The sequence below is a fragment of the Alistipes sp. Marseille-P5061 genome, assembly GCF_900290115.1.
GTDB classification, from domain to species: domain Bacteria; phylum Bacteroidota; class Bacteroidia; order Bacteroidales; family Rikenellaceae; genus Alistipes; species Alistipes excrementigallinarum.
The window spans coordinates 177,992-204,499 of the sequence record NZ_LT985749.1 but is presented as its reverse complement, the minus strand read 5'-3'; the positions used below and the strand labels follow the sequence as shown (position 1 = coordinate 204,499).

General features: G+C 63.1%; 20 protein-coding genes and 1 tRNA gene. 13 read left to right on the top strand and 8 right to left on the bottom strand.

The features are described from left to right. Positions 1 to 43 precede the first annotated feature (43 nt). The 3 genes from C8267_RS04770 (at position 44) to tpx (ending at position 4,071) form a co-directional block, all read left to right on the top strand. Entirely contained in the window at positions 44 to 1,351 is a 1,308-nt protein-coding gene (locus C8267_RS04770) for an amidohydrolase (protein WP_234025694.1), read from the top strand. A gap of 245 nt (positions 1,352 to 1,596) precedes the next feature. Next, the gene (locus tag C8267_RS04765; protein ID WP_106633871.1) at positions 1,597 to 3,330 is read left to right on the top strand and encodes a S41 family peptidase; all 1,734 of its coding nucleotides are present in this window, start codon (positions 1,597 to 1,599) and stop codon (positions 3,328 to 3,330) included. 228 nt (positions 3,331 to 3,558) lie between these two features. Further along, a complete protein-coding gene (gene tpx, locus C8267_RS04760) occupies positions 3,559 to 4,071 on the top strand; it encodes a thiol peroxidase (RefSeq protein ID WP_106633870.1) in 513 nt (170 codons plus the stop codon). 191 nt (positions 4,072 to 4,262) lie between these two features. On the opposite strand, the gene C8267_RS04755 is transcribed toward tpx, so the two are convergent. Next, complete coding sequence (locus tag C8267_RS04755) at positions 4,263 to 5,765, bottom strand: peptide MFS transporter (protein WP_087361410.1); 1,503 nt, start codon at positions 5,763 to 5,765, stop codon at positions 4,263 to 4,265. 365 nt (positions 5,766 to 6,130) lie between these two features. Here C8267_RS04755 and C8267_RS04750 point away from each other — a divergent pair, with 365 nt between their 5' ends. Next, the gene (locus tag C8267_RS04750) at positions 6,131 to 8,164 is read left to right on the top strand and encodes an alpha-amylase family glycosyl hydrolase (RefSeq protein ID WP_106633869.1); all 2,034 of its coding nucleotides are present in this window, start codon (positions 6,131 to 6,133) and stop codon (positions 8,162 to 8,164) included. 302 nt (positions 8,165 to 8,466) lie between these two features. Here the strand turns inward: C8267_RS04750 and C8267_RS04745 are convergent, their stop codons facing one another. Continuing rightward, positions 8,467 to 9,498 (bottom strand): YfbK domain-containing protein, encoded by a 1,032-nt coding sequence (locus C8267_RS04745; RefSeq protein ID WP_106633868.1) that lies wholly within the window; start codon positions 9,496 to 9,498, stop codon positions 8,467 to 8,469. Positions 9,499 to 9,659: 161 nt separating this feature from the next. Here C8267_RS04745 and C8267_RS04740 point away from each other — a divergent pair, with 161 nt between their 5' ends. The 6 genes from C8267_RS04740 to C8267_RS04715 all read left to right on the top strand — a co-directional run bounded on the left by C8267_RS04740 (position 9,660) and on the right by C8267_RS04715 (position 16,666). Then, positions 9,660 to 10,304 (top strand): TetR/AcrR family transcriptional regulator, encoded by a 645-nt coding sequence (locus C8267_RS04740; RefSeq protein ID WP_234025693.1) that lies wholly within the window; start codon positions 9,660 to 9,662, stop codon positions 10,302 to 10,304. Positions 10,305 to 10,413: 109 nt separating this feature from the next. Then, positions 10,414 to 11,202 carry an MBL fold metallo-hydrolase gene (locus C8267_RS04735; RefSeq protein WP_106633866.1) on the top strand — a complete coding sequence of 263 codons (789 nt, stop codon included), beginning with the start codon at positions 10,414 to 10,416 and terminating at the stop codon, positions 11,200 to 11,202. A 77-nt stretch (positions 11,203 to 11,279) separates the two neighbouring features. After that, positions 11,280 to 12,098 (top strand): SDR family oxidoreductase, encoded by an 819-nt coding sequence (locus C8267_RS04730; protein WP_087361402.1) that lies wholly within the window; start codon positions 11,280 to 11,282, stop codon positions 12,096 to 12,098. 199 nt (positions 12,099 to 12,297) lie between these two features. Then, entirely contained in the window at positions 12,298 to 12,894 is a 597-nt protein-coding gene (gene yihA / locus C8267_RS04725; protein ID WP_087361400.1) for a ribosome biogenesis GTP-binding protein YihA/YsxC, read from the top strand. 114 nt (positions 12,895 to 13,008) lie between these two features. After that, a complete protein-coding gene (locus C8267_RS04720) occupies positions 13,009 to 13,950 on the top strand; it encodes a ribose-phosphate diphosphokinase (protein ID WP_087361398.1) in 942 nt (313 codons plus the stop codon). Positions 13,951 to 14,506: 556 nt separating this feature from the next. Beyond that, complete coding sequence (locus C8267_RS04715) at positions 14,507 to 16,666, top strand: hypothetical protein (protein ID WP_106633865.1); 2,160 nt, start codon at positions 14,507 to 14,509, stop codon at positions 16,664 to 16,666. Positions 16,667 to 16,884: 218 nt separating this feature from the next. On the opposite strand, the gene C8267_RS04710 is transcribed toward C8267_RS04715, so the two are convergent. Together C8267_RS04710 and C8267_RS04705 are read right to left on the bottom strand one after the other, a co-directional pair. Then, a tRNA-Lys gene (locus C8267_RS04710) sits at positions 16,885 to 16,960 on the bottom strand. A gap of 93 nt (positions 16,961 to 17,053) precedes the next feature. Next, entirely contained in the window at positions 17,054 to 18,352 is a 1,299-nt protein-coding gene (locus tag C8267_RS04705) for a glycoside hydrolase family 2 TIM barrel-domain containing protein (RefSeq protein ID WP_106633864.1), read from the bottom strand. Positions 18,353 to 18,436: 84 nt separating this feature from the next. On the opposite strand from C8267_RS04705, the gene C8267_RS04700 reads away from it, so the two are divergent. Beyond that, positions 18,437 to 18,934 (top strand): type I restriction enzyme HsdR N-terminal domain-containing protein, encoded by a 498-nt coding sequence (locus C8267_RS04700; RefSeq protein WP_317046020.1) that lies wholly within the window; start codon positions 18,437 to 18,439, stop codon positions 18,932 to 18,934. Positions 18,935 to 19,134: 200 nt separating this feature from the next. On the opposite strand, the gene C8267_RS04695 is transcribed toward C8267_RS04700, so the two are convergent. From C8267_RS04695 to plsY, 4 genes are all read right to left on the bottom strand, one after another. Then, positions 19,135 to 19,875 (bottom strand): LytR/AlgR family response regulator transcription factor, encoded by a 741-nt coding sequence (locus C8267_RS04695; protein WP_106633862.1) that lies wholly within the window; start codon positions 19,873 to 19,875, stop codon positions 19,135 to 19,137. Then, positions 19,868 to 20,932 (bottom strand): sensor histidine kinase, encoded by a 1,065-nt coding sequence (locus C8267_RS04690; RefSeq protein ID WP_106633861.1) that lies wholly within the window; start codon positions 20,930 to 20,932, stop codon positions 19,868 to 19,870. Before C8267_RS04690 ends, C8267_RS04695 begins: the two co-directional genes overlap by 8 nt. Positions 20,933 to 21,178: 246 nt before the next feature. Continuing rightward, entirely contained in the window at positions 21,179 to 22,876 is a 1,698-nt protein-coding gene (locus C8267_RS04685; RefSeq protein ID WP_106633860.1) for an AMP-binding protein, read from the bottom strand. 314 nt (positions 22,877 to 23,190) lie between these two features. Then, positions 23,191 to 23,868, bottom strand: a complete 678-nt coding sequence (gene plsY / locus C8267_RS04680; protein ID WP_087361384.1) for a glycerol-3-phosphate 1-O-acyltransferase PlsY — start codon at positions 23,866 to 23,868, stop codon at positions 23,191 to 23,193. A 143-nt stretch (positions 23,869 to 24,011) separates the two neighbouring features. Here plsY and C8267_RS04675 point away from each other — a divergent pair, with 143 nt between their 5' ends. After that, the gene (locus C8267_RS04675; protein WP_106633859.1) at positions 24,012 to 25,001 is read left to right on the top strand and encodes a YitT family protein; all 990 of its coding nucleotides are present in this window, start codon (positions 24,012 to 24,014) and stop codon (positions 24,999 to 25,001) included. A gap of 39 nt (positions 25,002 to 25,040) precedes the next feature. Beyond that, positions 25,041 to 26,432 carry a tRNA (N6-isopentenyl adenosine(37)-C2)-methylthiotransferase MiaB gene (gene miaB, locus C8267_RS04670; protein WP_087361380.1) on the top strand — a complete coding sequence of 464 codons (1,392 nt, stop codon included), beginning with the start codon at positions 25,041 to 25,043 and terminating at the stop codon, positions 26,430 to 26,432. The last annotated feature ends 76 nt before the right edge of the window (positions 26,433 to 26,508 follow it).

Genomic DNA, 26,508 nt, shown 5'->3' with positions numbered 1-26,508 from the left:
GCAGCGGGGCCGGGCGCGAAACACCTAAGCAACAATCTTTTTTATGACATCGATTCTCTTCCGAAACGCGACCGTGCTGCCCATGACGGCGGAGGCGGACGCACCGAAATACTTCACGGGCTGGGTCGGCATCGTCGGCAACCGCATCGAGCGGGTCGAGGCCGGAGATGCCGGCGCCGACGAGTTCCTGGCGGCGCATCCCGACGCGCGGCTCTTCGACTGCCGCGGCAAGCTGGTCATGCCGGGTCTGGTCAACACCCACTGCCACGCGGCGATGACGCTCCAGCGGGGCTACGCCGACGACATCGCCCTCATGGAGTGGCTCAACGACTACATCTGGCCCTTCGAGGGGCGCCAGACGGCCGACGACGTGGCGCTGGGCATGACGCTGGGCATCGTCGAGATGCTGCTCGGGGGTGTCACCTCGTTCGTCGACATGTACTACCACGAGGACCGCTGCGTCGAGGTGGCCGAGCGGATGGGCATCCGCGCGATGCTGGGCTGCAACTACTTCGACAGCAACATCGACGAGGTCTTTCCGCAGATTGAGCGCGCTGCGGCGGCCGCTGCCGGCAGCTTGCGCGTGCAGATTGCCGTGGCGCCCCACTCGGCCTACACCGTCTCGCCCGAGAACCTGCTGCGGGGCCGCAAGTTGGCCGACCGCCTCGGCCTGCGGATGATGACCCACGTGGCGGAGACCCGCGACGAGGTGCGCATCATCGGCGAACGCTTCGGCTGCACGCCCGTCGAACACCTCGACCGCCTCGGGCTGCTCGACGAGCGGCTCATCGCCGCGCACTGTGTCCATCTGACCGACGACGACCTGCGCACGCTCGTCGAGCGGCGCGTCGTCGTCTCGCACAACCCGCAGAGCAACATGAAAATCTCGAGCGGCGTGGCCCCCGTCGAGCGGCTGCGCAAGGCCGGGGCCTGCGTGACGGTGGCCACCGACGGCACCTGCTCGAACAACGACCTCGACATGTGGGAGGAGCTGCGCACGGCATCCTTCCTCCAGAAATCCTATACGGGCGACCCCTGCGCGCTGCCGGCCTACGAGGCGCTGCGCATGGCAACCGTCAACGGCGCCCGCGCCTTCGGTCTGGAGGGCCTCCTGGGGGTGCTGCGCCCCGGAGCGCTGGCCGACGTGGTGGTGGTCGACCTCCGGAAGCCCCACCTGCAGCCCGTCCACGACCTGGTGGGCAACCTGGTCTACTGCGGCAAGGCGTCGGATGTCGAGACGGTGGTGGTCGACGGCCGCGTCGTTGTCGAGAAGCGGCAGATAGAGGGCATCGACCTCGAGCGGCTCTATGCCGACGTGGCGGCTGCCGTCGAGCGCATCAAGCGCGCGTAGCCGTCCGTCCGCTTGCGCTGGGGGGGGAGTGCTGCCTCCCGCCGCGAGCGGCTGTCCCGTTTTTGATGCGGCGCAGGTTGCCGATTTTCGGTCTCATGCGGCGCTCTCCATCCCCTTTTCGGGGTATGGAGGGCGCCGTTGTTCGGTCTGGTCCGGCGGAATTCTGCCGGTGCGGGAGGTTTGTCGGAAAAAAACACTATCTTGTTACCTGAAACGTGCCCTTCGGGGAGCCAAATTTTCCGACCATGAAGAGAAACCTTCGTTTTTTGCTCCTTCTGTGCAGCCTTTGGATGCTCGCTGCCCTGCCGGTGCAGGCCCAGCAGATGGCGAATGCCTCTTCGGGGTTTTCGATGACCTCCGACGACCTGAGTGACCCCCGCGTGCCCGGCAACCTTGAGACGCTCTGCCGCGTCTGGGGCTATGCCAAGTACCACCATCCGGTCTTTTGTGACACGCTGTGCCGCGTCGATGTCGACAGCGCCCTCTTTGCCTTGCTGCCGAAGGTCGTGCATGCCGACCGGGATACCCGCAACCGGCACCTGCTCGACTGGGTACGCTCGCTGGGAGCTTACACCCCCAACCGGGTCGATTACGAACAAAGCCTAGCACCGCTCGAACTGGTATCGACCGTCGACCTGGCGTGGACCCGGGATACAACCCTGTTGGGGTGTGATCTGTCGCATCTGCTGCAGGACCTGCGTTATGCCGAGCGCGGCGAAAACTACTATCTCCGCATGGGAACAATGGAAAATGGACCGGGTTATCACTACCTTTCGTTGCGCAACGAGAGGTCCTATCCGACCCAGCAGATGGATAGCGGGCTCAACCTGCTGACGCTCTTCCGGCTGTGGAACGTCATCGAGTACTACGCTCCGAACCGTTCGCTGACACTGCACCCCTGGGAGGAGGTGCTCACGAGCTACATTCCGCGCATGGGGGTCGAGACGGACCCCGTCCGCTTCTCCCGGCTCTACTTCCGGCTGATTCGCGAGCTTAACGACGGCCATGCCTACGCGCCAATCGAGATGCTTTTCGGACAGCGGATGCTGCCCGTGTGGCCGCTCCAGGCCGAAGGGCGCCTCTTCGTCAGCCACTCCGACGACAGAGCCCTCAAACGGGGCGACGAGGTGCTGGCCATCGACGGGGAGCCTATCTCCGAACGGCTGGAGCTGCTGCGGGAGTATGCCTCGCGGTCGAACGAGGCGAGCCTGCGACAGGCCCTCCGTTATTATGGGCTCTGCACACGTCGCGATACCGCCGAGGTGGTCCGCCGCCGCGCCGGGGCCTGCGACACGCTCCGCGTGGCAACGGTGCCCTATGGCAGCGTCTCCCCCCTTTACGACCCGGCACAACTCGTGCAGCCGCCCTTCCGCCTGCTGGCCGATTCGGTGGGGTACATCTATGCCGGGACCTTCACCCGCGAGCACCTCGCCGAGGTCGGGCAGGCGCTGCCCCGCACGCGGGCGCTCATCATCGACCTGCGCACCTACCCGCTGAAAGTGGACGGCGCGCTGATAGCGTTGATTGGCCAGTCGTTGCGCACCGAGTCGGTTGTTGCCTGGCAAATGGTGCATCCGACGCTGGCCCTGCCCGGTCTCTTTTACCGGCAGGAGCAGTGGCTTTACGAAGGCTTCGAGGAGGGAGCCGAGCGGTGCACCGAGCCCTACAAAGGACGGGTAATTTTACTGGTCGACGAGATGACGCAAAGCAACCCCGAGTTCCAGGCCATGGCGTTCCAGAGTTGCCCGCAGACGCAGACCATCGGCTCGCCGACCTCGGGTGCCAACGGTTCCATTGTCTGGATTCCGCTGCCCGGTCAGCTAACCAGTTTCTCCGGCATCGGCGTCCTCTATCCGGACGGGACCCAGCCCCAGACCGTGGGCGTGCGCCTCGATGTCGAGGTGCTGCCGACGGCAGAAGGGTTGCAGGCCGGGCGTGACGAGGTGCTCGAACGGGCGCTGGAGCTGGCCCGGCAATAGGGTGGGGCGTGCCGCTCCGTGACTGTGGCCGTGACTGTGGCCGTGGCCGGGGCGGGCCGGCGGTACGGCTTTTGCAGCGGTGAATGGTCCGCGGCGCGGCCTCCGATGGCTGACATGCGGACGCCGGGCCGCTCGGACGGTGTATGAACGAAAAAGAGCCCTTCGGCTCCGGTGCGGTGTGCCGCACCGGGCTGCGGGACAAGGATAACAACTAAACAGTAAAACGTTATGGGAGAAAAAGTTTTGTTCGCAGGGCAGCCCTTCGAGCTGGAGGGTACGCCGCGGCGTGTGGGCGATGCGGCCCCCGATTTCGTATTGACGGGTCAGGACCTGGCGCCCGTGTCGTCGGAGCGTCTGCACGGCAAGGTGCGTGTCTACAGCGTCTTCCCCTCCATTGACACCCCCGTCTGCTCGCTGCAGAACATCCGCTTCAACCGCGAGGCGGCGGCGCTGGGTGACGAGGTGACCATCGTGGCGATTTCGGTCGACCTTCCCTTTGCGCAGAAGCGTTTCTGCGCGGCCGAGGGCATCGACCGCGTCGAGGTGCTGTCGGACTATCAGCGTCTCGACTTCGGTATGAAGTACGGATTCGTCCTTCCGGGGCTGCGGCTGCTGGCGCGCGGCGTGGTGGTGGTCGGCCGTGACGACCGGATTCGCTACATCGAGTATGTGCCCGAGGTGACCCACGAACCCGACTATGCGCGGGCCATCGAGGCGGTTCGCAGCGCGCTCAAGGAGTAGGCGGACAAATCCGGCCGGCGGGGCGCTTTCCGCCGCATTTTGCCGCGTTCCGTCGTGTGCTGCGTCTGAGGCCTTCGCGCGGCGGGGCGCTTTCCGCTTCGGGTGCCGGGTTGAGCCGGATATGAGAGAGGGGGTGATGCTTCAGCATCACCCCCTCTTCCGTTGCATGCGGTGCGTGTTCCGCTACTTGGCTACTTGGTCACCCGCTCGAGCCACTTGACCATGGCCAGCATGGCAATCATCGAGATGGCGCAGACAATCACGAAGATGCTCCACGTGGCCGAGATGGAGATGCGCTTGTAGAGAATCGGGCCGATGAAGAGCAGTCCGTTGCCGATGGCCGTGGCGCCGAGCCAGCAGCCCTGCATCAGACCCTGCAGCTTCTGGGGAGCCACCTTCGAGACGAACGACAGACCCAGCGGCGAGATGAAGAGCTCGGCGATGGTCAGAATCAGGTAGGTAGCCACAAGCAGCCACGGCGTGACGCGGTCGGCGACGGCCAGACCGCCCTGGGCCTGCACCTCGGCCAGTTTGGGAAGACCCAGCGAACCGAGGACCATCAGCACGTATGCGAAGGCGGCAATGCCCATGCCGATGGCAATCTTCATCGGCGTCGAGGGCTCCTTGCCGCGGTTGCGCAGCCACGAGAAGACGGCGATGACCAGCGGCGTGAGGAAGACCACGCAGAAGGGGTTGGCCGACTGGAAGATTTCGGCCGTGATGGGCATTCCGAAGATTTCAAGACGCGTGTAGTCCTGAGCGAAGAGCGTCAGCGTCAGACCGTTCTGGTGGAACGAGAACCAGAAGAAAATCACGATGGCGAAGACGGCGAACAGCGCGTAGAGACGCTGCTTGATTTCGCGGGCATCCTGCTGGATTTCGGCCTTCGAGGGGGTCGGACGGTTCTTCTCGGCAACCTTGGGGTCGGGCAGCTTCTTCTTGTTGACCACGAAGACCACCAGCGAGAAGAGCAGCGCCACGATGGCCACGCCGAAGGCGTAGTGGAAGCCCGTGTTGAAGGCGTTGAGGTAGCTCTCGGCGAAGACACCCATGTCGGTCGGGGCGCCGTTGAGGCTCACCTGGGCGGCCAGTTCGCTGAAGCGGCCGTCAACCACCTCGGGAGCCATCGTGCCGCCCAGATACTGGTGGCAGAGGGCCGAAAGGTCCGAGTTGTAGAGGTAGCCCTGCGTGCGCAGCCACCAGTTGCGGACGCTCACGGCCGCAAAGGGGGCGACCATGGCGCCGATGTTGATGAACATGTAGAAAATCTGGAAGCCCGTATCGCGCAGCTTGGCGTACTTCTCGTTGTCGTAGAGCTGGCCCACCAGTGCCTGGAGGTTGCCCTTGAAGAGGCCGTTGCCGAAGGCGATAATCATCAGGGCGCCGATGACCATCGTTTTCGAGGTGATGGTGGGTACCATCAGCACGGCGTAACCCAGCGTCATGACCACGATGCCGGCGATAATCGTCCCCTTGTAGTTGCGCAGGCGGTCGGCGATGAGTCCGCCCACCAGAGCGAGGATGTAAATCGAGGTGTAGAAGAACGAATAGATTTTTCCGGCCTGCTCACCGTCGATGCCGAATTTCGACATGAGGAAGAGCGTCAGGATGGCCATCATCGTGTAGAAGCCGAAGCGTTCGCCGGTGTTGGCCAGCGCGGCGGCAATCAGGCCTTTGGGTTGATTTTTGAACATTGCATTTAGGGGTTTTTGGTTACGTTTTCCGACAAAGATAATATTTTTTCCACGACCTGCAATATCCGCGCCGATGAATTGTGCAGCCGACGGGGGTGGAATGAATCGGGCATTCGGCAAACAGGGTATTGCGATTTGTCGTTTTTTTGTATCGCCGGTCAACCTTTGGGCCCCGAATATCGACTCAATCCGGGCCGGCGGTTTGCGCCGATGCCCTGTTTGGGGCTCAACTTCAATATCGGGCCACGCTTCGGGCGGGGCCCGGCCTTTTTGCCGGCGGCGGGGTGTCGATTTTCAGTGGGCGGATGCCGACGGCATCGGATTTTTTCGTATATTTGTAATAAATCAACCGCTACTGACACGCTATGGAACAAACGTCGCGACATCTTCCGATGGTCGAACGGGACGAGTGGCTCGCCCCCGTCGAAGGGGAGCTTCTCCGCCGCCGTGAGCGCTACCTGAACCACATGAAGGATATTGAGGCTTCGGCCGGCAACATCGTCGACTATGCCAACGGATACCGCTATTTCGGCTGGCAGTGGGACGACGACCTCGACGGGTGGTGGTTCCGCGAATGGCTGCCCGGGGCCTACGACGTCTACCTCTTCGGCGACTTCAACAACTGGCAGCGCACCGAGCTGCGGCTGAGCAAGGATGCGGCCGGCGTCTGGAGCATCTTCCTGCCGGCGGCCATGTACGGCGACCGGCTGACGCACGGCTCGCTCTACAAAATCCACGTCCACGGCGACAACGGCTGGCTGGACCGCATCCCGGCCTACGCCACGCGCGTGGTGCAGGACGACAAGACGAAGGACTACACGGCGCAGTTCTGGAACCCCGGCCCCTTCGACTGGAAGGGCGACTGCTTCGACATCGCGCAGGTGGGCAGCCTGCTCATCTACGAGGCCCACGTGGGGATGGCCCAGGAGCGCGAGGGGGTGGGCACCTACCGCGAATTCACCGAGAAGATTCTCCCCATCATCAAGCGCGACGGCTACAACGCCGTGCAGTTGATGGCCATCGCCGAGCACCCTTACTACGGTTCGTTCGGCTACCACGTCTCGAGCTTCTTCGCCCCGACGAGCCGTTGCGGTACCCCCGAGGAGCTCAAGGAGCTCATCCGTCGCGCCCACGAAATGGGACTGGCCGTCATCATGGACCTGGTCCATGCCCACTACGTCAAGAACCTCAATGAGGGCATCAACGAGCTCGACGGCACGGACCACCTCTATTCGCTGCCGGGTGAGGCGGGCTACCAGCCCTACTGGGACTCGAAGCTCTTCGACTACGGCAAGCGCGAGGTGCAGCACTTCCTGCTCTCGAACGTCAAGTACTGGCTCGACGAGTTCCACTTCGACGGCTACCGCTTCGACGGCGTCACTTCGATGATTTACCACCACCACGGCTACGTCGACTTCGACTGCCGCGAGCGCTTCTTCGACAGCGGGGTCAACACCGATGCACTCTGCTACCTGACGCTGGCCAACCGCCTCATCCACGATTTCCGCCCCACGGCGGTCACCATCGCCGAGGATGTGAGCGGCATGCCGGGCATGTGCATCCCCATTGACGACGGCGGGGTGGGCTTCGACTACCGCCTCGGAATGGCGATTCCCGACTTTTGGATTAAGCTGCTCAAGGACATCCCCGACGAGCAGTGGAACATCTGGGAGATGTGGTCGGTGATGACCAACCGTCTGCCCGAGGTGAAGACCGTGGCCTATGCCGAGTCGCACGACCAGGCGCTCGTGGGCGACAAGACCATCGCCTTCCGGCTGATGGACAAGGAGATGTACTTCCACATGGACCGCGCCTCGGAGAACTTCATCATCGACCGGGGCATGGCACTCCACATGATGATTCGGCTGATGACCATCTCGACGGGCGGTCAGGCCTACCTGAACTTCATGGGCAACGAGTTTGGCCACCCCGAGTGGATTGACTTCCCGCGCGAGGGCAACGGCTGGAGCTATGCCCATGCGCGGCGGCTGTGGTCGCTCTCGCGCAACGGGCTGCTGCGCTACTCGTGGCTGGGGGCCTTCGACAAGGCGATGCTGCGGCTGGTGAAGCGCTACAACGTGCTGGGCGACGGCTATGCCTGGAACCAGCAGATGGACGAGCAGAACAAGACGATGGTCTTCTCGCACGGGCGGCTGCTCTTCGTCTTCAACTGGCACCCCACGGCCTCGATTCCCGACTACGAGCTGCAGGTGCAGGGGCCGGGTCGCTATGTTCCCATCCTCTCGACCGACGAGAAGCGCTTCGGAGGCCCGGAGCGGCAGTCGATGGATGTCGAGCACCTCTCGACCCCCGTCGTGTGCGACGACGGGCAGACGCGCCACCACATCCGCATCTACAACACGTCGCGTACGGCGACGGTCTACCTGCGCAAGCGTTGAGGCCGCCGACGGAAGGCAAAGAGACGAAAAGGGGCGAGGTCGAACCTCGCCCCTCTCTTTTTGCAGGGTTTAACTCTTTTGTGTGCGGCCCGCCCGTTTTGCTTGTGAGGCGTGCTTCCCGGTCCGGTTCAGCCCGTTGGTCCTATACACCGGCTCGGTCTGCTTCGCCGGTCCTGCCCGCCGGTTCAGCTCGCAGGCCCATTCATTGGCTCGGCTCGGCTCGGTTTGGTTTGGTTTGGTTCGGCTCGGTTTGACTCGGCCCGGTCTGCCCCCGCAGGTCCGCTTCCCGGCCCGCTGCGTGGTCAGCGGCGGCTGTCGAGCATCTGGGCCATGCGCACCAGGGCGATGAACTCGCGGCGCTCTTCGTCGGGGTCACTGCCGAGCCCCTTTTCGGCCAGTTCGAGCACCTTGTCCCAGGTGGAGTCGCCGCGGAACTCCGAGTCGCTCAGCAGCTGCCCGTACATCGCCACGGCGGCCGCAAAGGCGAAGTCGCCCGTCAGCTCCACGAGGTTCTCCTCCTTGAGCGTAGCGGTCATCTGCTCGCCGCGGCGGACCCCCGGAAGGTGGTAGCGCACCCGTGCCGTGAGCAGCTCGGAGGAGGGGATGAGTACGACGGGAACCCCTTCGCGGCTCTCGAGCCGAAGGGCCGAGGCCCGCTCCGGCGAGCGCACGGCTTCGGCGGGAATCATCTCATAGAGAATCGTCGTCGAGTAGCCCGCCTCGAGGCGTCCGCCGCGTCGCGCCGCATCGTGCCTTCTGTGGCGGTGGCGCGGCTGGGGAAGGATGCGGTCGTCACCCACCAGACGGTAGGCTACGACCTGTGCGGGGTTGAACTCCACGCGCAGCCGTGCATGACGGAGCGGTAGCAGGGTCGTGTCGGCGGCGTCGCGGAGGCGGATGCCGAAGCGGACGAGCCGGTGCTCGGCATTCCACGGGCAGGGGGCCATCTCGGCCGTGAACGAGAGCGACGCTCCGTCTGTGGGTGCGGGGTAGTCGTAGGTGAAGTGGTTGACCAGCTGGTCGATGTGCACATCTCCGGCCGCGGGCAGCTTATCCTCGCCGAGCATGCGGCGGCATTTGGCGTAGGCGTTGCCGCATGGCGTAAGGGGAACGACCGAGCGCGGCTCGGTAAAGGCGTGGCGGTAGGGGCACTCGCCGACCAGCCCCGTGTGGTCGTGCATCGGCAGTGCGACGGTATCGGGTCGTGGGGCGCGCAGGGCCTCTGCGGGCGCCGGAGCCGCCTTTGATTCCGGCGCCTGCTCGGGCGCGACGGGCGGCTGTGCTGCTGCTGCGGCGGGCAGCAGCAGAAGCAGCAGGCTGATGAAGCGTTTCATGGCGGTTGGTTTCAGGTTCTCACCTACAAGATACGGATTTTTTTCGAGACGGCGAAATTCCGGGGTCCCGCGATGGCGAAAATCCTGTTTCCGTGCGGTAGAACCGGCGGCGGAATGGAAAACTTTTTGGGTTTTTCGGGTTTCTTCGCTATCTTTGCCGCGTGAAAGCTCCGGAACATAACCTCCACAAGGAGAAAATCGTCGCTCAGGCGATGCAGATATTCCTCAAGCAGGGAATCAAGGCGGTGCGCATGGACGACATCGCCCAGATGATGGGCATCTCGAAGCGGACGCTCTACGAGCTCTTCGGCGACAAGGAGACGCTCCTCTTTCTGGCCGTCGAGAGCTATTTCGGGGAGTGCAACGAGCGCCGGGCCCGTCTGAGTGCCGGGGCGCGCGACGTGCTGGAGGCCATTTTCCTCGAACTCAACGAGCTGATGGCCCAGTCGGAGACTGCCAACCGCATCATGAGCAGCCTGCGCAAGTTCCATCCTGCGGTGCACGACCGCGTGCTGCATGAAGGGGCCGAGAAGAACCGGCGCAACATCCGAGAGATGCTCGAAAAGGGGATAGCCGACGGATTCTTCGTGGCGGACTTCAACCTCGATTTGGCCATCACGATGCTCTACCATACCGCCTCGGTGCTGGTGAAGCGCCGCGATTTGGTGCTGCCCGAGGGGATGACCGAGCGCGAGGCCTTCATTCAGGTAATCAGCACCTTCTTCCGCGGAATCGCCACCGCCAAGGGGCTGGAGCTCATCGACGAGTACAAGAACCGTATTGTCTCCGGCACCGACCGGGCGTGACGTCTCCGGAGCCGCGGTGAGGGGCGGACCTCGATAAGTCGTGTCGTGCCGAGGGCAAAACCTGCACGCAGATGGAGGAGCTTCCGCGGATTTTTCCTATTTTTGCCTCATGAAACTCACTTTTCTGGGAACCGGGACCTCGCAGGGGGTCCCCGTCATCGGATGCCGGTGCGCCGTCTGCCGTTCGACCGACCCGCGCGACAACCGGCTGCGCACGTCGGCCATGGTCGAGACGCGCGGCGTGCGTCTGGTCATCGACGCGGGACCCGACTTCCGCTGCCAGATGCTCCGCACCGGAGTGCGCCACATTGATGCGATTCTCCTCACGCACGAACACAAGGACCACATCGGCGGTCTGGACGACGTGCGGGCCTTCAACTTCGTGGACTATCCCGCCGCCATCCATCGCGTGGACATCTATGCCGCGCCGCGTACGCTGGCCGTCGTGCGCAAGGATTTCGACTACGCCTTCGCGCAGGACAAGTACCGCGGCGTGCCCGAAATCGAGCTCCACGAAATCGACCTCGACCACCCCTTCGAGGTCAAGGGCGTGGAGGTCGTCCCCGTAGCGGGGCACCACTCCGAGCGCTTCACGGTGACGGGCTACCGCATCGGGCCGCTGGCCTACCTGACCGATTTCAAGACCATCGAGGAGTCCGAAGTGGCCAAACTCGCCGGGGTGGAGGTGCTGGTGGTCAACGCGCTGCGCTTTGCGCCCCACGATTCGCACTTCAACGTCGAGGAGGCGCTTGCGCTCATCCGCCGCGTGGCGCCGCGTGAGGCCTACCTCACCCACATGTCGCACGACATCGGGCTGCAGGCCGAGACCGAGCCCCGTCTGCCCTGCGGCGTGCACATGGCCTACGACGGCCTTCAGGTCGAGATTGGGGAGGAGTAAACGGCTGTACGAAGCGGCGGGGCGAAGCCTCCGGCGCGCCGGACAGGGAACAGAACGAAAAACATAAACAGGAGATAATGAAACAGTATTTCAAGGACAAGGTCGTCGTCGTGACGGGCGCATCGTCGGGAATCGGCGAGGCGCTGGCGCGTGAATTTGCCGCCGAGGGCGGGCGTGTCGTGCTGGGAGCGCGCAGCCTGCAGAAACTCCAGCACATCGTCGACGAGATTCGCGCCCAGGGCGGGCAGGCCGCCTGCTGCGCCGTCGACGTGACCCGCCCCGAGGAGTGCCGCGAGCTCATCGCCACGGCCGTGCGCGAATTCGGCGGCGTGGATATCCTGCTCTGCAATGCGGGTATTTCGATGCGGGCGCTCTTCGACGACGTGGAGCTCGACGTGCTGCACCGCCTGATGGATGTCAACTTCTGGGGGACGGTCTACTGCTGCAAGTATGCGCTGCCCTACCTGCAGGCGTCGCACGGCTCGATTGTCGGCGTCTCGTCGGTGGCCGGCCTGCACGGCCTGCCGGGACGTACGGGCTATTCGGCCTCGAAGTACGCCATGACGGGCTTCCTCGAGACGCTGCGCATCGAGAACCTCAAGAAGGGGCTCCACGTGATGATTGCCTGCCCGGGCTTCACCGCCTCGAACGTCCGCTTCTCGGCCCTCACGGCCAACGGTTCGCAGCAGGGCGAGACGCCGCGCGACGAGTCGAAGATGATGACCGCCGCACAGGTGGCCCGCATCATCGCCCGGGGCGTGCGTCACCGCAAGCGTCTCTGCCTGATGGAGGCCGAGGGACGCGCCACGCACTTCGTCAAGAAGTTCGCCCCGGCCTTCCTCGACCGCATGTTCTATCTGGTCATGTCGCGCGAACCCGATTCGCCGCTCAAGTAACACCCCTCACCGGGCCGCCACGGGAGTGGGGCGGGGTGCCTTCCGCCTCCCGGCCTCCCGGCCTCCAGCCCTCCTTCTCGCCTTCCGTCTCCCGGCCTTTCCGCCGCCGGAGACGGCAGACCGGCCGATAAGCAGGTCAGTAAACCGGCAGTTGCGGGGCGTGCCGCTCCGTCCGTTGTCCTTTCAATTGTTTTGACGCATGCAGATTCTCAAAGCCGAATTCCAGTGCAGCTCCGAGCGCATCTCGCAGGTGCCCGCCGACTCGCTGCGCGACATCGCCTTCATCGGGCGGAGCAACGTGGGCAAATCGTCGCTCATCAACATGCTCACGGGCCGCAACGGCCTGGCCAAGGTCTCAGCGACGCCCGGCAAGACGCGCCTCATCAACCACTTCCGCATCAACGACGCGTGGTATCTGGTCGACCTGCCGGGCTACGGCTATGCCCGCACCTCGAAGAGCCAGCGCGAGGGCTTCTCGAAGCTCATCACCGACTATGTGCTCCGCTGCGAGAAGATGCACTACCTCTTCGTACTGGTCGACGCGCGGCTCGAGCCCCAGAAAATCGACCTGCGCTTCATCGAGATGCTCGGCATGAACGGCGTCCCGTTCGGGATTCTCTTCACGAAGGCCGACAAGCTCTCGAAGGCGCAGCTGCAGCGAAGCGTCGAGCGCTACCGCCAGACGCTCGCGGAGCAGTGGGAGGAGCTGCCGCCGATGCTTGTTACCTCGTCGGAGCGGGGCACCGGGCGCGACGAGCTGCTCGATTTCATCGAAGAGTGTCTGGCTCAGGGCTGAAAAAGCTGCCGTGCGGACCTAAATCGGGCACCGGTGTTGAAAAAAGGTAACCGGCAAAGTGTTTTTTTTCACCGTATTGTCCTATATTTGCAACATCAAAAACCCTCCATACCTATGGCAATCCACAAAATCAAGTTTTTCGCAGGGCAGGGTTCCGAATATCTTGCCGAAAAAATCGTCGCCAGCTATGGCACGACCCTCGGCAAATCGGACGTGCTGCGCTTCAGCGACGGCGAATTCCAGCCGAGCTACAACGAATCCATCCGTGGCTGTACGGTCTTCATCATCCAGTCGACCTTCCCGCCCTCGGACAACCTGATGGAGTTGCTGATGATGATTGATGCGGCGCGCCGCGCCTCGGCCTACAAGGTGGTGGCCGTGATGCCCTACTTCGGCTGGGCGCGTCAGGACCGCAAGGACCGTCCCCGCGTGCCGATTGGCGCCAAGCTGGTGGCCAACATGCTCATGGCCGCCGGTGTGGACCGCATCATGACGATGGACCTCCACGCCGACCAGATTCAGGGCTTCTTCGACGTTCCGGTCGACGCGCTCTACGCCAGCGGCATCTTCGTCCCCTATATCAAGAGTCTCAACATCGAGGACCTCTCGATTGCCGCACCCGACATGGGCGGCGCCAAGCGGGCCAACACCTACGCCAAGCACCTCGGTACACCGATTATCATCTCGCACAAGGAGCGTGCGAAGGCCAACGTCGTGGGCAAGATGACCGCCATCGGCGAGGTCGAGGGGCGCAACGTGCTCATCGTCGACGACATGATTGATACGGCGGGCACCATCTGCATGGCTGCCGACATGCTCATGGCGCGCGGCGCGAAGAGCGTGCGTGCGGCCATTACCCACCCCGTGCTCTCGGGCCCGGCCTACGAGCGCATCAACGACAGCGCGCTGGAGGAGGTGATTGTCACCGACACCATTCCGCTCAAGCCCGAGAAGGACCTCCACAAGTTTACGGTGCTCTCGGTGGCGGACCTCTTTGCCGACGTGATTGAGCGCGTCCACAACTACAAGGAGATTTCGTCGATATTCTTCAAATAGCCGACCCTGCGTCACCCTGCGGAGCGGAACTTCCCTGACGGAGGTTCCGCTCCGCTTGCTGTATGGAGACGGCGTTTCTCTGGCCTTTGCCCCCCGCATAGCTCTTCCTCCAGCCCCGGCATCTTCCCTTTCCCGGCCCTGGCCTTTCCACGCCCTTTCCCGGCCACATCGCCTTCCCTGCTCCGACCCCTCCGCGTCGCCTTTCCCGGCCTCCGCGTCCTCTCCCCGCATGGCCTTTCCTCCGGCCACATTGCCTTCCCTGCTCCGACCCCTCCGGCGTCGCTTTTTTTTCGGTTCCGGCGCCCTTCGGTCCCGGCCATTACTTGCTCCGGTTCCTCCTGTTTCAGTTCTCCCTCCGGCCCCTCCTGTGCCCCCTTCTGGTTCGTGCCTCTTCCCGCTTTCGGAAAGAGGCCGGATTGTCCCCGGATGGGGCTGTTTTGTCCGCCTCCGGCTCCAAAAAGTATCAATCCGTCCGCCCGAAAGAGGAGAAAATATTTGGAGAAACGGCTGCAAAATCCTATCTTGTAGAACGAAACCCATCTAACCTTAAAAAATGATGAAAAAACTTCTGTCGCTTCTGGGCGCCCTGCTGGCGTTCAGCACGCTCTTCTCCTGCAGTTCGGATGAGAGCGAAACCCCCGCGTGGAAAGAGCTCTCCTTTACCTTTGCGGTGGCCGAACCCACCTCCAACTCGGTCGAATTCTCGATTATGCCCGACGACCAGAGTCTGACCTACTTCGCATACTACATCAAGAAGGCGTCCTATGTCGACGATGCCACGCTCAAGGCCGACGACCGGGCGCTTGTCGAGCAGCAGGCTGCAAGCAAGGGCATCACCTTCGAGGAGGCGCTCCGCCAGCGGCTGGAGTGCGGCCAGACGGAGGGCCGTTTCGAGGAGCTCGACCCCGATACCGACTACTTCATCTACGCCTATCGGATGGATGAGACGGGGCGTGCCGACGGAGCGGTTGCCCGCAGCGAGTTCCGCACGCAGCCGGCTCCCGAAGAGCTGGTCCGGTTCACCTTCTCGACCCCGGTGCTCGAGTATACGCGCATGACCGTTGTCACGGAGGCCTCCGAACCCGAGGTGTTCTACTGCACCGATTTGATGGAGGCCGCTGACTACGAGGCTCTGGGCGGCGGTGAAGGCGCCGTGCTCGAGTACTTCAGGCAGGTGGCCTCCTATACCGCTTCGTCGGGCGGCATGACGGTTGAGGAGCTCGTCCGGGCCATGAGCGTGCAGGGAACCGATGAATATACCTACGAGGATTTGACGCAGGACACCGAATACTACGCCTATGCCGTGGTGGTCGATGCCGAGGGCAACATCTCCGACCGGTGCGCCTTCGAGAAGTTCCGCACGCCGGCCGTCGAGGCCTCCGACATGACCATCGCCATCGAGGTCTCGAACATCAAGCCCGACCAGGCCGACGTCACCACGACGCCCGACAACGACGACGAGTTCTACCTGGTCAACCTCTTCTATGCCGACGAGCTGACGAAGTTCTCGAGCGACCAGGAGATTATCGACGCCATGATTCAGAAGTTCGGCCCTTCGGTCGACTCGGAACTCAAGTTCGGAACGCGGACGCAGACCTTCTACGAGCTCGCACCCGATACGGAGTGGGTCGTGCTGGCCTTCGGCTACGAGTCGGGCGTCAATACGACGGGGCTCTTCCGCCGCAACTTCCGCACGCCGGCAACGGGCGCGGTCGTCGACCTTGACTTCGAAATCGAGGTGGTGCCCCACCAGTTCAAGGCCGAGGCTACCTACAAGCCCTCGATGGAGTCGGTCCGCTATGCCTATGAAATCATGCCCGAGGATACCTACAACGAGTACGGAGCCGATGCCGCGGCGATTCAGCGCTACTACGACGAGCTCATCGCCCGCCTCATCGAGCAGCTGCCCTCGCTTACGGTCCGAGACGTGGTCTACCAGATTACGGCCAAGAACGAGTTCACCTACCGGCTCTCGTTCCTCACTCCCGGCAAGAACTACATCACCTGGGCGGCCGCGTGCGACGAGGAGGGCAAGCTCCAGTCGGAACCCGTCGTGAAGGCCTTCAAGACCACGCCCTACGTGCTTTCGTCGGAGACCGTGACCCACCGGCTCGAGATGTACTTCGACGGCGGCGACGTTGCCGAGGTCGACCCCTACATGGGTGGTGTCTCCTCGGAGGTTGCCGTGGGCTACTTCCGTACGGAGCGGAGCGAGAATGCCGTGACGACCTGGACGGCGCTCTATCAGGGTGATTATACCTCGACGAGCGATTATCCCGATTACCGGCTTGCGGCCAAGATGGAGAACGACGGCAACAAGAATGTCTATTGTCCCATCTATTCGCTGGCGTGGGATGTCCCGATGACGCTGTGCGCCGTGGCCATCGATGCCGAGGGCAACTACGGTCCCATTCAGCGCGAAATCATTCAGGTGAACCACGAAGGGGTGACGCCGATTTCGGAGTATCCCTGGTTCTGGCCCTATGCCGAGCGGCCGGAGCTGCCGGTGGAGATGGTTCCCTGCCCGCTGCGCCAGCTCGACGAGTCGCTCCGTGCGCCGGTTTCGGAGCCGGTGCCGGCGGCGCGCTGCGAGGCGATGCAGCTCGGGCGTCGTGAGGCACAGGCCTCGTCGGACAAGCTGCGCGGCCGCATGCTCTCACCCGAGGTGATGCGGGGCTCGGCTGCCGTGCGCAACTGGGGCCGCGAGCTGCGGTAGGGTAAGGCCCGTGTGAAAGAGGCGGCGGCCCGGCAACAGTGCCGGGCCGCCTTTTTGGTCGCCCCTGCGGCTCAACGCCCTTGCAGCCCTGCAGGGGGCTTACCCGGTTGCGGCCGGTAGTCGGAGCTAACAGAATAGCCTGAATCGGAAGCCGGAGTCAATAGCCGGGAGCGGGATAAAAACGAAAAACCTCTCGAGTAATCTCGAGAGGTTTTCCTTGGTACCCCCCCAGGGGCTCGAACCCTGGACCCCAACATTAAGAGTGTCGTGCTCTACCAACTGAGCTAGAGAGGCATCAATCATTTCCTGATTGCGAGTGCAAATATACGGCGAATTTTCATATCTCCAAAATATTTGCACGATTTTTTTTAAAAAAATGCATTTTTTTCACTCCGTCACCACCAGGTCCGTGTTCCATTCACCCTCTGCTGCGGGGTAGATGACGGGCCGTTCGTCGCCCAACTGCTTCATTGTCAAGTATGAATCGTAGAGGTTGGTGCCGTTCGACGAATTTTCGGCCAGCGAGAAGGCAATGACCGAGCAATGGCGCCGCGCCGAGTAGTAGCTGTCGGTTGTCCGCTCGATGTAGGCCCCCTTCCAGCGCGGGTCGTTGGTCGGGTTGCCCCCCTTGCGGCGCGAATTGCCGCTGCGGCTCGTGTTGAGCGGCGCCTGGGCGATGACCATAAGGCCCATCGCGTCGCATGTGTTGTAGAATCCCGGCACCTCGGCCCCCGCCTTGACGCGGAGCGTGTTGTAACCCTGCTCGCGCAGCAGGGCCAGCTCCTGCGGCTGGATGTAGGGGGCCACCTCGGCCGTCCGCAGCGTGACGGGCTGCCCGTTCAGCAGCAGCCGTCCCTCGCGCCACTCCAGGGCGCGGAAGCCCACCTTCGCCTCGATATACTCGCCGTAGCGCCCCTCGTGCTGCGTGCGGAGCCGCAGCGTGTAGCGGGTCGGCAGCTCGTCGCTCCAGAGCAGGTTCTTCGGAATCGGGGTCAGGAAGCGGAGCGTATCCTCGCGGCGCATATCGAGCGTCAGCTCCTTGTGGTCGAAGAGGACCTGTTCGCCCGACGGGGCGAGCAGCTCGCAGTATACGCGCGAGGTGCGGGGGTTGAGCGCCCCGCTCTTGACCACCACCGTAATCTCGGCCATGGCCGTCGTGTCGCTCAGCCACGTGCGCGCATAGTAGTCGCGGATGTACATCGTCGGCTGGCTCATGACCCACGTCTGACCGATGGCGGCCTGCGCGGACTCCTCGCGCCAGCTCTCGAGCGGAACGAGGGGCGAGGGGTTGGAGAGCACCACCTCGAGCGTGTTGCGCCCTTCGTGGACGGCACGCGTGATGTTGAACTCGGCGGGGTTGCAGCTGTTGGCGTTATAGGCCACCTGCTTACCGTTGACGTAGACTTCGTAGTCGGCCGTCGCGGCCGAGATGTGGAAGAGCACCTGGCGATTGGCCCAGGCGAAGGGGACGGTGAAGGGGGTGGTGAAGCGGTTGCCCTCGCGCGTCCAGCCTTCGAGCCGCGTGAGGTATTTCGAGCTGCGCTCACCCGCCGTTGCCTCGGCCTGGGTGGGGTAGACGACCACCTCGCCGCGCGTTGCCTCCTTGCCGAAGGAGGCGGGGAGCTGCTGGGCGCGGAGCGTCGGCGTGAGCAAAAAAAGGGCTATGGTTACAAGAAGAGTTCGCATGGGAATTCGTATATTTGTGCGCATAAAGATACTAATTTTTTTGGAACTCCCATGTTGCGGCCTCCCAAACTCAATTTCCCGCCCGTGAAGCTCCGCGCCCGCCGGCAGGGTGCGCAGACCGAGGTGTGGGATGAGTGGCGGGGGTGCTATCTGGTGCTGACGCCCGAGGAGTGGGTGCGCCGCCATCTGCTCGTCTTCCTTGTGGAGCGGTGCGGCGCCTGCGCCAAGCGCATCGTGCAGGAGTATCCCGTGCGGCTCAACGGGCAGCCGCAGCGGGCCGACGTGGTGGTGGTCGATGCGGCCGGACAGCCGCTGTTGCTGGCCGAATGCAAGGCCCCCGACGTGAAGCTCGACGGGCGTACGCTCGCCCAGGCCGTGCGCTACAACTCGGTGCTCGGCGCTCGCTACATCCTGCTCACCAACGGCCTGAACCACTACTGCTACGCCTGCCATGACGGGCAGTGCCTGCCGCTCGGGGCCTTTCCCGACCTGAGTGATTCTTCGGACGACGCCTCGTGCGGGGCGCCGGAGGTGTCGGCCGCCGGCGCAAAGCCGGAAGAGCCCGGAAATCCGGTCCTCTGAGGCCGACCGGGCGGAGTTGCCCCCCTCTTGAAGTTTGTCAGAAAAATGCCTCCGCCGAGAAAGCGGAGGCGGGCGGTATGCCGGATGTCCGGTGTGCAGGTTGTCCGGCTGTTCCGTCGTCCGTCGGCTGTTCCGTCGTCCGTCGGAGGTGCCGGCGACTGTTGGAGGTGCCGGCGGTCGGTGCGAAGCCGGGCGGGCGGTCAGAGATTCCGGAACGTGCGGTCGATATAGGCCTGGAAGGCCTCCTTGTAGTTCTCCCCGGTGGGGACATACTCCGTGTCGCTCAGATAGACGCGCCCCTTGACATAGGCCCGCGTGTACTTCAGATTGACGATGTAGGAGCGGTGCACCCGCATGAAGTGTTCCGAGGGGAGCGCCGCCTCCATGTTCTTGAGCCGGAAGAGGGTGGTGATGCTCGAACCGTCGGCCAGATGGAGCCGCACGTACTCCCCCTCGCTTTCAAGATAGACGATGTCGCTGATTTTCACCAGCGAAACCTTGTAGTCAGCCTTCACCGAGATATACTCCTTGTCCTTGGGCGCCGCCTCCGCTTCGGCCTCCGGAGCCGTGCGCTGGTTGTGGCGCAGCTCGTAGAGCTGGTTGGCCTTCGAGACCGAGCGGCTGAAGTCGGCGAAGCTGAAGGGCTTGAGCAGGTAGTCGACGGCGTCGAGCTTGAACCCCTCGACGGCATACTCCGAGTAGGCTGTCGTGAAGACCACCATCGGCCTCTGGGTGAGCGAGCGGACGAAGTCCACGCCGTTGAGGTCGGGCATGTTGATGTCGACGAAAATCAGGTCGACGCTGTGCGTGGCGAGAAACTCCTGTGCCTCGAGCGCGTCGTTGCACAGGGCTGCCAGCTCCAGATAGGGAATCTTGGCGATGTAGGCCTTGAGCTGTCGCAGGGCCAGCGGTTCGTCGTCGATGGCAAGACACTTAAGCATGCAGGGTCGGTATTACGAGTTGTACGGTATAGGTATCCGGCTGCTCGTCGATGTGCAGCGTGTAGTTGCGCGGGCCGTAGATGAGTTCGAGCCGCTTGCGGACGTTCTCCAGTCCGATGCCCGTCGGGCGGTTGCCGCTCTCGGGGTTGCGGCTGTTGACGATGGTGCCCGTCACGCGCTCGGGAGTGCAGGCAATCTCGATGTGGATGAACGAGCGGCGGTTGTAGCTCACTCCGTGCTTGAAGGCGTTCTCGACGAAGACGATGAAGAGCAGCGGCGGAATCGAGACTCCGTCGGGCAGCGGACGGGGGTAGTCGAGGCGAATCTCGACGTTGTCCGTATAGCGGATGCGCATCAGTTCGATGTAGTTCTCGAGGAACTGGATGTCGCGGCTGAGCGGGATGACCTCGCGCCCCGAGTCGTAGAGCACGTAGCGCATCATCTTCGAGAGCTCGATGACGGCATCCTTGGCGCACTCGGGGTCGATGTCAATCAGCGCGTGGATGTTGTTGAGCGTGTTCATGAAGAAGTGCGGGTTAATCTGGTACTTGAGGTAGTCCATCTCGGCCTGCATGTTCTGGCGCTTGAGCTCCTCCATCTCCTGCTCGTCGCGAATCGACTGGTACATGAGCTTGATGCCCGAGTTGGCGCCGGTCATGAAGAGCGCCAGCACGACGTTCCAGTAGAGCTCCAGGTCGGTGAACGACGCCTTGCGGTGCTCGTCGAAGGGCTCCTCCTCGGTGAAGAGCAGCGGGGTGGAGAAGTACTGGTCGTAGAGGTCCACGGCCCAGAAGACCGCGATGATGAAGAGTAGATTCACCACCAGGTAGAGCGCATAGCGGTGGCGGAGCATCAGCCGCGGGGCGATGATGGCGTTGTGGACGATGAAGACAATCAGGTAGGGGGCGATTTTGCGCCAGGCAATCAGCACGTTCTCCAGACTGATGTGCAGCTCGGACATCATCTGCGAGTTGAGCACCGGCACCAGAATGATGGCCAGCCAGACCATCACGTAGAGCAGGTTCTCGCCGATGGCTTGCTTTTTCGTGATTTTCATGCCGTAAAGATAGCGATTATTCCGCAAAAAACGGACCGTCCGTCCCTGGGGCGGAGGTCCGTTGTATAAGTGCATTGCCGCACGGGGCGCGGGGTGAGGTCCGTTGTATAAGTGCGTTGCCGCGCGGATTGTCCGGGGGCCGTTGTCGCATTGCCGCACGGGTGCGGGGCGGAGGTGCGTTGCAGCGCCGTGCCGTACGGATTATCCGGGGCGGTTTTAGCGTTGCCGCACGGGTGCGGGGCGGGGTCAGTCGAGCAGCGCCGTGGTGTAGAGGTAGCGCTTGATGCTCCGCTTGGGGGTCTTTTCGAACTCGGTGGGGTAGATGGTAATCGAGTTGACGCGTTCGTAGGCCGCCAGCAGCGTGTTGAGCTCCTTGAGGTTGTTCTCCATGATGGCGGGCAGGTCGTTCTTGTCGACCCCCTCCTTCTCGGCCTGCTCGTAGTCGGGCACCACCAGCGCCCGCAGGCGGCCGTTCCCCGAGTCGAGCACCAGCGATTCGAGCACCAGGTACATGTTGTTGAGCTTGTCCTCAATCTCCTCGGGGTAGATGTTCTGGCCGTTGCCGCCGAGAATCATCGTCTTCGAGCGGCCGCGGATGTAGAGCGTGCCGTCGGGGTCCATCGTCCCCATGTCGCCCGTGTGGAGCCATCCGTCGGGGGTGAGCACCTTGTTCGTATCCTTTTCGTTCTTGTAGTACCCCTTCATGACGTTCTCGCCCCGGACGAGAATCTCGCCGGCCGTATGTTCGGGGTCGGGCGAGTCGATTTTCACCTCGAGGAAGCCATGGAGGTAGCGGCCGCACGAGCCCGCCTTGAACTCGTTGTCGGGGGTGAAGCTGATGAGCGGCGCGCACTCGGTCATGCCGTAGCCGATGGTGATGGGGAAGTGTATTTTCATGAGGAACGACTCGGTCTCCTGGTTCATCGGGGCACCGCCTACGATGAAAATCAGCACGTTGCCGCCGAATGCCTCCATCAGCTTGCGGCGGATGACCGAATGGATGGCCGAGTTGAGCAGCGGAATCTTCATGGCAATCGACATGGGACCCTTTTCGAGCAGCGGGAGCACCTGCTTGCGGTAGACCTTCTCGAGAATCATCGGCACGCAGCAGATGATGGTGGGCTTGACCTCGGCCATCGCCTCGAGCAGAATCTTGGGCGAGGGGATGCGGCCCAGCAGCGTGATGTGGCCGCCGACGGCCAGCGGTGCCAGGAAGTCGAAGGCGCAGCCGTAGGCGTGGGCCAGCGGCAGGAACGAGAGCGTGCGGCCGCCCCGCTGGAAGTAGCGGGTCTGCGTGCGGGTGTTGAGCGCCGTCATGGCGAAGAGGACGTTGCCCGTGAGGTTGTTGACCGTCAGCATGACCCCCTTCGAGTAGCCCGTGGTGCCCGACGTGTAGTTGAGCAGGATGACCTGGTCGTTGGGTATGTCGGGGTACCTGATGTCGTCGATGCTGAATCCGCGCGGATACTTCGAGCGGTAGTTCTTGACGATGTTGCTCTGGTACTTGCTCAGCGACTTGCCGTCGCGCTCGTAGATGACGTGGAAGTCGGTGAGCGAGAAGACCGCCTCAATCTGGCGAATCTGGTCCTCCTCGATGTTGTCCCAGTAGTTGTCGCCCAGGAAGAGCAGGCGGCTCTCCGAGTGGTTGATGATGTGGATGATGTCGGCCGGGGTGAAGTCCTGGAGGATGGGGACGATGACCGCGCCGTAGGTGATGGTTCCGATATAGGTGATGCACCACCGCGGGTTGTTGCGTCCTACCAGGGCGATTTTGTCGCCGCGCTTGATGCCTGCCTTCTTGAAGAGCAGGTGTAGCTTGGCAATCTCCTTGGCCATCTCGTAGTAGGAAAACTCCTCTTTCTTGAAGTAGTCGGTCAGAGCGGCCATCTCACGATTCTCGCGGAAGCTCTGTTCGTAAATCTTAATCAGGTTCTCTTGTAACATGGTCGTATCTGTTTCGGTCTGCGGAACCCTCCCCCGTGGGGCCGGTTCGCTCGACAGGGGGTCAGCGGGGACGCGGTCTGCCCGCATGCTCCGATTGCGGAGCATCGTCTCTGCCGGCTCCGGTTTTGTCGCCCCGGGCGCTGCATCCGCGGCCGGGCGAGCCTTCCGCGCGCGGTTGCGCCTGTTTCGGGCCTACCTTGTCTGATTGCGTTCGCGCGCGCATGCGCGCGTGCGCGTTGAGGCGTTTTTCACGCCGGAGCGTGCCGCATGATGCAGTCATGCTGCAAACGGAGTGCCGCACGCTGCACGCCGGCTCACGCCTGCGGCGGCGTCTGGTCCTCGTGGGGCGGTCGGGGTTTCCAGATGTAGATTTTCGATTCGGTGCCGTGGAGCAGCCGCTCGATGTTCTTGCGGTGGGTGACGAGCAGCAGTACGGCAATGACGAACGAGAAGACGACGAAGGGCACCGAGTCGTTCACCTTGGGCGAGATGAGCGTGAAGACGGGGAAGCAGCAGCCCGCCACCATCGACGAGAGGGAGACGTAGTGCGAAATCATCAGCACGACGAGCCATACGCCGAAGCAGAGCAGCGCCACCGGGGGGTAGATGCCCGTGATGGCCCCCACCAGCGTGGCAACCCCCTTGCCGCCGCGGAATCCGGCGAAAATCGGGAAGATGTGGCCCAGCACGGCGGCGATGACGGCGGCAATCTTCAGATTGATGAGGTCGTTGTCACCGACGTGGACGTCGTATTTGAGCATCTCGAAAATCGTCACGGCCAGAAATCCCTTCAGGAAGTCGAGCGCGAAGACCGGAAGGGCGGCGCGCTTGCCCAGCACGCGGAGCATGTTGGTCGTTCCGGCGTTTTTCGAGCCGTGCTCGCGGATGTCGATGCCGTAGTATTTCTTGCCAATCCACACGGCACTCGGAATCGAGCCGAGCAGATAGGCAATGATTATCATGGTGATGGCGCAGTAGTATGTCAATATCATGGTCGGTTCGTTTTGCGGGTTGATAATGCAAACTTAATAAAATTTTCGGGAAACGGAAGCCCCGGTCGAAAAATCCGCCTGCGGGAGCTGGCAAATTCGGCGGATTTGAGTAACTTTGCGCTACATCTAAAAATTGACCTGATATGAATACTAAGGCTTTTCTCGAACCGATGGGGTCGTGGGCATGGTGGCGTTCGTGGTTTCTGATATTCTTCGGATGCGCCGTCATGGGTACGGGCTTCGTGCTCTTCATCAATCCCTACAACTTCGTGCCCGGAGGCGTCTACGGCCTCGGCATCGTGCTCCACAACATCTTCCCCTCTGTGCAGGTGGGTACCTTCGGCTACATGTTCGACGTGCCGCTGATGATTATCGCCATGCTCATCTTCGGAGGGCAGTTCGGTACGAGAACGGTCCTTGCCGCGCTCTTCACGCCCGGCTACATGAACATCCTCACGCGGCTGGTCTATCCCGACGCGGCGGCGGTCGAGAGCCTCGACCCGGCGCTGCTGCTCGGCGGCCGGCTCGACCTGTCGAACGACCTGCTGCTCACCTGCGTCATCGGCGCCGTGGTCATCGGCGTGGGCCAGGGCATCGTCGTGCGGCAGCAGGCCACCACGGGCGGTACGGACATCGTGGCGATGCTGCTCCAGAAGTTCGCGGGCCTCAAGTTCTCGACGGGCATCCTGCTGGCCGACGGTTCGGTGGTGCTGTCGGGTCTGGTGGTCATCGGCTTCGGCATCGGTACGGCCGAGGCGGAGCCCGCCGGCTGGATGCTGACGCTCTACTCGCTCATCACGATTTACATCACCTCGCGCGTCATCGCCTACATGCTCGACGGCGCCTCGTACGACAAGCTGCTCTTCATCATTACGGACAAGCACCAGGAGCTGCGCCAGTTCATCCTCGAGGACCTCGAGCGCAGCGCCACCTACCTGAAGGGCAAGGGCATGTACACCGAAGCGATGAAGGATGTCATCTTCCTGGTGGTGAGCCGCAAGGAGGTGCGCCTGGTCGAGCAGAAGATTCGCTCCATCGACCCGCGCGCCTTCGTGGTGGTGACCGATGCCTACGACACCTACGGCGAGGGCTTCAAACCGCTGCCCGACGCCGATACGATTCAGGCGGAGTGACGGCGCACCGACGCGCGGTCCAAACGCTATAAACCGGTAATGAAACAATTGGAAATTCAAGTAAATTCGCTGCGACCGCTCCAGGGCACCGGGCGGAAGCTCTTCGTCGAGACATACGGGTGCCAGATGAACGTGGGTGACTCGGAGATTGTCGTCTCGCTCATGCAGCGCGAGGGCTACGTCTATACCGACCGCATCGAGCAGGCCGACGTGATTCTCATCAACACCTGCTCGATTCGCGACAACGCCGAACAGCGCATCTGGGGGCGTCTGAACGAGCTGAAACGCTACCGCAAGGCGCGTCCGGGGCTCATTGTCGGCATCCTGGGCTGCATGGCCGAACGGCTGCGCGAGCAGCTGCTCGAGGGCCCCTGGGGCGTCGACGTCGTCGCGGGCCCCGACGCCTACCGCGACCTGCCGCGGCTGGTGCGTGAGGCCGAGGCGGGCGGCAAGGGGGTCAACGTGCTGCTCTCGACCGAGGAGACCTATGCCGAAATCGCCCCCGTGCGGCTCGACCGCAACGGCGTGAGCGCCTTCGTGGCCATCATGCGCGGCTGCAACAACTTCTGCTCCTACTGCGTGGTCCCCTATACGCGGGGCCGCGAGCGGAGCCGCGATGCGGCGACCATTGTCGCCGAGGCGCAGTCGCTCTTCGACAACGGCTACCGCGAGGTGACGCTGCTGGGGCAGAACGTCAACTCGTACCGCGCCGGCGAGGTCGACTTCCCGGAGCTGCTGCGCCGCGTGGCCTCCATCTCGCCGCTGCTGCGCGTGCGCTTCGCCACGTCGCACCCCAAGGACATGAGCGACCGTCTGCTCGAGACGATGGCCTCGATGCCCAACATCTGCCGGGCGATTCATCTGCCCGCCCAGTCGGGAGCCACCTCGATGCTCGAGCGGATGAACCGCAAGTATACGCGCGAGTGGTACCTCGACCGCATCGCCGCCATCCGCCGCTACATGCCCGACTGCGCCATCACGACCGACCTGATTGCCGGCTTCTCGGGCGAGACGGAGGAGGAGCATGCCGCCACGCTCTCGCTCATGCGCGAGGTGGGCTACTCGTGGGCCTTCATGTTCAAGTACTCGGAGCGCCCGGGCACCTTCGCCCAGCGCAACCTGCCGGACGACGTGCCCGACGAGGTGAAGAGCCGCCGCCTGCAGGAGATTATCGCCCTGCAGAACGACCTCTCGCTCGAGAGCAACCGCCGCGACGTGGGGCGCGAGTTCGAGGTGCTGGTCGAGAGCGAATCGAAGCGCAACAGCGGCCAGCTCTCGGGCCGCACGTCGCAGAACAAGGTGGTGGTCTTCGACCGGGGCAACCACCGCATCGGCGACTACGTGCGCGTGCGCGTGACGGGCTGCACCTCCGCCACGCTGCTGGGCGAGGAGCTTCCGGCAGGGGAGCCTCAGCCCGGGGCGGAGCGTTGAGCGGCCGCCGCACTCCGCCGCCCGTGACGCGGCGGAGCCGTGTTCCCGGAGCCACTCCGGGAACAAACCCTATTGT

Excerpts from the sequence above, each read along its gene's own strand:
- C8267_RS04675 (WP_106633859.1), top strand. The coding sequence starts at position 24,012 with ATGAATACTAAGGCTTTTCTCGAACCGATGGGGTCGTGGGCATGGTGG.
- C8267_RS04770 (WP_234025694.1), top strand. The coding sequence starts at position 44 with ATGACATCGATTCTCTTCCGAAACGCGACCGTGCTGCCCATGACGGCG.
- C8267_RS04715 (WP_106633865.1), top strand. The coding sequence starts at position 14,507 with ATGAAAAAACTTCTGTCGCTTCTGGGCGCCCTGCTGGCGTTCAGCACG.
- C8267_RS04745 (WP_106633868.1), bottom strand. The coding sequence starts at position 9,498 with ATGAAACGCTTCATCAGCCTGCTGCTTCTGCTGCTGCCCGCCGCAGCA.
- C8267_RS04735 (WP_106633866.1), top strand. The coding sequence starts at position 10,414 with ATGAAACTCACTTTTCTGGGAACCGGGACCTCGCAGGGGGTCCCCGTC.
- C8267_RS04720 (WP_087361398.1), top strand. The coding sequence starts at position 13,009 with ATGGCAATCCACAAAATCAAGTTTTTCGCAGGGCAGGGTTCCGAATAT.
- C8267_RS04755 (WP_087361410.1), bottom strand. The coding sequence starts at position 5,765 with ATGTTCAAAAATCAACCCAAAGGCCTGATTGCCGCCGCGCTGGCCAAC.
- C8267_RS04695 (WP_106633862.1), bottom strand. The coding sequence starts at position 19,875 with ATGCTTAAGTGTCTTGCCATCGACGACGAACCGCTGGCCCTGCGACAG.
- C8267_RS04705 (WP_106633864.1), bottom strand. The coding sequence starts at position 18,352 with ATGCGAACTCTTCTTGTAACCATAGCCCTTTTTTTGCTCACGCCGACG.
- C8267_RS04730 (WP_087361402.1), top strand. The coding sequence starts at position 11,280 with ATGAAACAGTATTTCAAGGACAAGGTCGTCGTCGTGACGGGCGCATCG.
- C8267_RS04750 (WP_106633869.1), top strand. The coding sequence starts at position 6,131 with ATGGAACAAACGTCGCGACATCTTCCGATGGTCGAACGGGACGAGTGG.
- C8267_RS04765 (WP_106633871.1), top strand. The coding sequence starts at position 1,597 with ATGAAGAGAAACCTTCGTTTTTTGCTCCTTCTGTGCAGCCTTTGGATG.
- plsY (WP_087361384.1), bottom strand. The coding sequence starts at position 23,868 with ATGATATTGACATACTACTGCGCCATCACCATGATAATCATTGCCTAT.
- miaB (WP_087361380.1), top strand. The coding sequence starts at position 25,041 with ATGAAACAATTGGAAATTCAAGTAAATTCGCTGCGACCGCTCCAGGGC.
- tpx (WP_106633870.1), top strand. The coding sequence starts at position 3,559 with ATGGGAGAAAAAGTTTTGTTCGCAGGGCAGCCCTTCGAGCTGGAGGGT.
- C8267_RS04685 (WP_106633860.1), bottom strand. The coding sequence starts at position 22,876 with ATGTTACAAGAGAACCTGATTAAGATTTACGAACAGAGCTTCCGCGAG.
- yihA (WP_087361400.1), top strand. The coding sequence starts at position 12,298 with ATGCAGATTCTCAAAGCCGAATTCCAGTGCAGCTCCGAGCGCATCTCG.
- C8267_RS04690 (WP_106633861.1), bottom strand. The coding sequence starts at position 20,932 with ATGAAAATCACGAAAAAGCAAGCCATCGGCGAGAACCTGCTCTACGTG.